Here is a 5,393-nt window from a genome sequence, read left to right on the forward strand (position 1 = left end):
CGTTGCGGTCGCTCACCACCAGCACCGTGTCAAACAGCTTGGCGTGCTGCGCGTCGTGCAGTTCGGCCAAAAAGTGGGCTGTCCAGGCGATGGAATTGGTCTTGCCCGAGCCCGCCGAGTGCTGCACCAGGTACTTGCTACCGGCTCCATCATTCAAAACCGCCGCCTGCAGCTTGCGCGTTACGTCCAGCTGGTGGTAGCGCGGGAAGAGGATGCGCGTGATCTGCTTCTTTTTGTCGCGCTGGGTGATCATGTAGCGGCCCAAGATCTCCAGCCAGCTCTCGCGCGCCCACACCTGCTGCCACAGGTAGGCCGTGCGGTGGCCGCCCTCCGGGTTCACCGGGTTGCCCGCTGCACCCTCAACGCCCAGGTTGAATGGCAGAAAGCGCGTGTCTTTGCCCGCCAGCTGCGTCACCATCGCCACCTCGGTATTGCTTACCGCGAAGTGCACCAGCGCCCCGCTGGGAAAGGCCAGCAAAGGCTCGCCCTTGGGGTGGCGGTCTAGCCGGTACTGGTCGATGGCATCGCCAATGCTCTGGGTAAAGTCGGTCTTCAGCTCCACCGTGGCCACCGGCAGGCCGATCAGGAACAACACCAGGTCAATGCTGTTCTCGTTGTGCAGCGACTAGCGCACCTGGCGCACCACCCGCAGCCGGTTGGTGGCATAGCGGGCCAGGATGTCGGGGTTGATGGCCAGCGCCGGTTTGAACTCGGCCAACTTCAACGGTGCTTTGAGTCCCAGCAGCTCGATCCCAACGCGCAGCACATCCAGCGTGCCGCGCTGGTCCATCTGGTCGCGCAGCCGTGCCAGCAAGGTGCTGGCCGCTTTGCTGCCGTGGTTCTTGGCCAGCACTTCCCAGGCCTGCGGCTGGGTGGCCTGCACCCAGGCCAGCACATCGGCAGGGAACAGGGCCAAGGCCCGGTCATAGCCCGCTGCATCCCCCTCGGCATACAACCAGCCGTGGGCGGCCAGGTGCTGGCAGATTTCAAGCTCGAAGGCAGATTCTTTGTGCAGGGGCATGGGGGTCTTATTTGTACGGAAGTGGTTCGTGCTGGAGTTCTGCCACGGGCTCAAATTCAGGGTCTTTGTGCAGCAACACCGCGTTGCATTGCAGGGCCGTGGCGGCAATCCATGCGTCGCCGAGTGACATGGGGTAGCGTGCTTTCAGGCTTGCAGCCTGTTCCAGCAGCGGCGGACTCTCATGCACCCAGGTGATGGGCATGGTTTGGCAGGCTAGGTAGGCCTGTCGGCCGGCTGCCTCACCTTCGTTTTTCCAGACGCGGTAGAGCACTTCCATCAGTGACATAAAGCACCCGTAACACACCACACGGTATGCGCTGGCTTGTGCCAACAGTGCGGCTACCCGTTCTGCGCCCGGTTCATTGCCGCGCAAAGTGAGCAGTGCCGATGTATCCAGCAGGTAACTCTTCATTCCCCGCGTGCCCGTTCCGCTGCGCGGTCCGCTAACAGATCGGCGGTCACACCCTGCTTGCCGCTGCCACGAAATGCCGTAATGGCATCCAGGTAAGCCGCCATGTTGGGTGATTCAGGCAGCCGCCCTAGCAGCATTTGGTATGCCTCGCTGGACACAATGAACGCTGCAGTGCGCCCGTGCCGGGTAATGGTGACGGGCTCGCGCTGCACGGTGTCTAGCAGCTGGCCGAAACGGTTTTGGGCTTCTACCGAAGTGACGGTGATCATACGGGGGGCTCCTTTGAAACTAGCCAAGTTGTACAGTTTAGCCAGTTGGCGGTGTTTTGCAAGCCAGTTTTTGCCATTCCCGCTGGCGTGGGAGATGGCTAAATTCTGTGCATCAAATCGGCCTATTGCGCAGGTAGTACCTGCGCAATAGGCTATTTAATGTGTAGCAATTGCCGCCAGCCCGCGCACGTCGATCTGGCCGGTGACGGCGGCGGAGACCAGGGCGGTGTGGCGTTCTTGCAGGAGGGCTATGGCGCGCTGGGCTTCGGCGGTGAGGGTGTCGAAGCGGGCAGATTGATTCGCAATGAACGCCAAAATTTCGACCTGCTCATTTTCGGGCGGCAGTATTACCGGCAGCTCCATCAGGTTTGTAGATGAAATAGAGGCCAGATTGGTACTTTGTTTGGAGCGCGTCATGAAATAGAACTGCGCAAAGTTAGAGCCCGTAACCGCATTCAACCAAGCCGATGCCACCTTGCGCGGGCGCACAGCAAATACATGGTTTTGCGTAATGCAGGGCTCAATTTGACCCTCCCAAACGTGGCCGCGCCCTAGCTTGTCAAAGTCGCCACCTTCGTTCATCAGTACGTCGCCGGGTTGGAGCGCGTAGCGCTGCAAGTCTTCTGGCGGTATGTCCATCGTCGCCACAGTTTCTAGATTGAGATAACCGTCTTGGACATTGGCAACGCGCAGATAGGGTACGGAAATCGTGGTCCGAGAACCGTGGTCTTTGCCTTTGGCCACGCCTGTTTGTACGTCGGCGATCCGTTTCAATGCGATAACGTCCCAATGCGCCGGAACCTCCCCAAGCCATTCAACCCCAGACGGCTTCATGGGGGCATCGGGATTCAGGCCTTGGGTGACGGCGTGGGTGATGACGGCTTGGCGCTTTTCTTTCAGCAGCGCCATCAGCCGCAGTTGCTCCGCCACCAGCCCATCAATCTTCGCGGTTTCGCGGTCTAGGAAGGTGGCGATTTGGGTTTGTTCGGATACAGGGGGAGTTGGAACACAAATTGCGCCGAGATCACCTTTGGTTACGTGCACCATGCCAATGATTCCATGCGCTTGGTCTTCAACATGGGCAGTCACGGCCTTGAGCGTCCAATACAGTGATCGCTTCTCAGCGTGATAAGGGACAACGCGAAAGATGTGCTGATTTAACGCGCAGACCTCTGGATGCCTCCAAAGAAATGGTCCAAAAGAAGTTCCACGGTTGCCAGACCAACCGAACAACAAGTCGCCGTCGTTAACCAAGTACCGTGATTCAACTTCGCCGTCGTAATAGTTGAAATTGTCACTCCCATTCAGATTTTGTATGCGAATGATGGGCGTGCCAGAATCCGCCCACTCAGTGGGCTTGAAAGCGTCGCCATTGATGAAATTAGCTAGATGTTTAAGGGGTACTACCTCCCAATGCCCCGGCACCTCCCCCAACCATTCCACGCCGCTGTCTTTGTAAGTCGGGTAACGCGGGAAGCTCATGCCGTCAGCCCGCCAATCATGGCCAGAATCCGGTCGGTCACGCCCTTCAGCTCCGCGTCAATTTCGGCCAGCGGGCGCGGGGGCTTGAATACGTAGAAGTGGCGGTTGAACGGGATCTCGTAGCCGACCTTGGTTTTGTCATGGTCGATCCAGGCGTCGGCCGCGTGGGGCAGCACTTCGCGTTGGAAATACGCCTCTACGTCTTCACCCAGCGGCACGTTCTCGGTGTCGCGCAGGCTGCTGTCGGGCAGGGGCTTGCCTTTGGTTTTGCCTTTTTGGCCCAACACCACGTTGCCTGCGGCATCGCGCTCGGGGCGCTCCACGGTGATGGTACGGTAGCCGAAGTCTTGGTTTTTGAAGGTACGGCTGATGGGCACACCGTCTCGCGTAGATTCTTCAAACTGGCCGAACAGGCGGGTGATGTCGTCGATGTGGGCGGGGCTGAGTTCTTTGCGTTTTGATCCTAAGGTTTTGCGCATTTTTTGCCAGAAGCTGCTGGCGTCTATCAGCTGCAGCAGGCCTTTGCGGGCGGCGGGCTTGCGGTTGCTGACGATCCACACGTAGGTGCTGATGCCGGTGTTGTAGAACATGTCGGTGGGCAGGGCGATGATGGCCTCGACCAGGTCGTTCTCCAGCATGTAGCGGCGGATTTCGCTCTCGCCGCTGCCCGCGCCGCCGGTAAACAGCGGCGAGCCGTTGAGCACGATGCCGAACCTGGAGCCGCCGTCTTTGAGCGGGCGCATCTTCTGGACCAGGTGCAGCAAAAATAGCAGCGAACCGTCGCTGACGCGCGGCAGGCCGGGGCCGAAGCGGCCGTTGAAGCCGTGTTGTTCGGCCTCTTGGCGGATGTCCTTTTCAATCTTCTTCCACTCCACGCCGAAGGGCGGGTTGCTGAGGGCGTAGTCGAAGTGTTTGCCGTGCAGCCCGTCGTTGGACAAGGTATTGCCCAGCACGATGTTGCCCACGTCTTGCCCTTTGATGAGCATGTCGGCCTTGCAGATGGCGTAGGACTCGGGGTTGAGCTCCTGGCCGTACATGGTCAGGCGGGCAGTAGGGTTCATGCTGGCCAGGTGCTCGCCCGCTTCGCTGAGCATGCCACCCGTGCCCGCCGTGGGGTCGTACAGGCTGCGCACCACACCGGGTTTTGTCAGGGCCTGGTCGTCTTCGATAAAAAGCAGGTTGACCATCAGGCGGATGACTTCACGCGGGGTGAAGTGTTCGCCTGCGGTTTCGTTGGACAGTTCGGCGAACTTGCGGATCAGCTCCTCGAACACCGTGCCCATTTCGGCGTTGCTGACCACATCGGGATGCAGGTCGATGGTGGTGAATTTTTCGGCCACCAGGTAGAGCAGGCCAGCTTTGGCCAGCTTGTCGATCTGGGTGTGGAATTCAAAGTGCTCAAAGATGTCACGCACGGCGGGGCTGAACGCCTGGATGTAGGCGCGCAGGTTTTCGCCAATATGGTCCTGGTCGCCCATGAGGGTTTTCAGGTCTAGCGGCGAGGTGTTGTAGAAGTGCACGCCGGTGGCACGCAGCAGGAAGGATTCGGGGTTGATGCCCACGGCTTCGCGCTTGGCTTTTTCTAGCAGCACGCCGGCCTTGGTGGGCTCTAGCACGCAGTCCAGGCGGCGCAAAACGGTGAAGGGGAGGATGACTTTGCCGTATTCCGACTGCTTGAAGTCGCCGCGCAGCAGGTCGGCAACCGACCAGATGAAAGAGGAGAGATTGGGGTTGGGGGTGGCCATGCGGGGAGTGTAGTGGCCGCACTGGGGAAGATCGGCTGTAGAAATTTATAAAAAATGTGCCTCTGGCGCAAGTGGCACCTGCGCGGGCAGCTATTTATTGTGTAGCAAATCACCCGCTGGCAAATACGGCTGGCTGGGCAGGTTTTCAGTGCAAAACAGGCGGAATTCGTTGGGTCCGGCCAGGGGTTTTTGCGCCCGCCATGGGGTCTGTACCAGCAGGTGCTGCATGCTTGACGGCGTCTGGCTGTCTGGCATGGAGGGGGCTTTCTAAGGGTTTACCTTGAATTTAAATTCGAATTTAAATTTATTTGGAAAATTATTTTCGTTTACCGAAAATCCCCGTATAGTGCGGCATCTTGGTAGCCGCCATTGCCGTTTTCAGGCGGATTTTTTCTCTTTCTTATCCCTTTTTTTTCTTGGTAAACCCTATGAAAAACGTTGCTGTTTTTGGTGCCGGTCGCATT

The 5,393-nt window shown here is 58.7% G+C and carries 5 protein-coding genes and 1 pseudogene; all 6 read right to left on the minus strand.

Features of this window, described 5'->3' with window-relative positions; all coding sequences use genetic code 11:
• Nucleotides 1-1,021 (minus strand): annotated as a pseudogene (locus ABI213_RS09280) (type I restriction endonuclease); the annotation flags it as partial.
• 7 nt (nucleotides 1,022-1,028) lie between these two features.
• Nucleotides 1,029-1,433 carry a PIN domain-containing protein gene (locus ABI213_RS09285; protein ID WP_348006932.1) on the minus strand — a complete coding sequence of 135 codons (405 nt, stop codon included), beginning with the start codon at nucleotides 1,431-1,433 and terminating at the stop codon, nucleotides 1,029-1,031.
• A complete protein-coding gene (locus ABI213_RS09290) occupies nucleotides 1,430-1,702 on the minus strand; it encodes a type II toxin-antitoxin system Phd/YefM family antitoxin (protein ID WP_348026835.1) in 273 nt (90 codons plus the stop codon). The genes ABI213_RS09285 and ABI213_RS09290 overlap by 4 nt, the downstream gene beginning before the upstream one ends.
• A gap of 156 nt (nucleotides 1,703-1,858) precedes the next feature.
• A complete protein-coding gene (locus ABI213_RS09295) occupies nucleotides 1,859-3,184 on the minus strand; it encodes a restriction endonuclease subunit S (RefSeq protein ID WP_348006934.1) in 1,326 nt (441 codons plus the stop codon).
• Nucleotides 3,181-4,929, minus strand: coding sequence for a class I SAM-dependent DNA methyltransferase (locus ABI213_RS09300; RefSeq protein WP_348006935.1), 1,749 nt, complete (start codon nucleotides 4,927-4,929; stop codon nucleotides 3,181-3,183). The genes ABI213_RS09295 and ABI213_RS09300 overlap by 4 nt, the downstream gene beginning before the upstream one ends.
• Before the next feature lie 90 nt (nucleotides 4,930-5,019).
• A complete protein-coding gene (locus ABI213_RS09305) occupies nucleotides 5,020-5,184 on the minus strand; it encodes a hypothetical protein (protein WP_348006936.1) in 165 nt (54 codons plus the stop codon).
• Nucleotides 5,185-5,393 lie beyond the last annotated feature (209 nt).

Origin of the sequence: Rhodoferax sp. (assembly GCF_039922535.1) — a bacterium.
Classification (GTDB): domain Bacteria; phylum Pseudomonadota; class Gammaproteobacteria; order Burkholderiales; family Burkholderiaceae_C; genus Rhodoferax_B.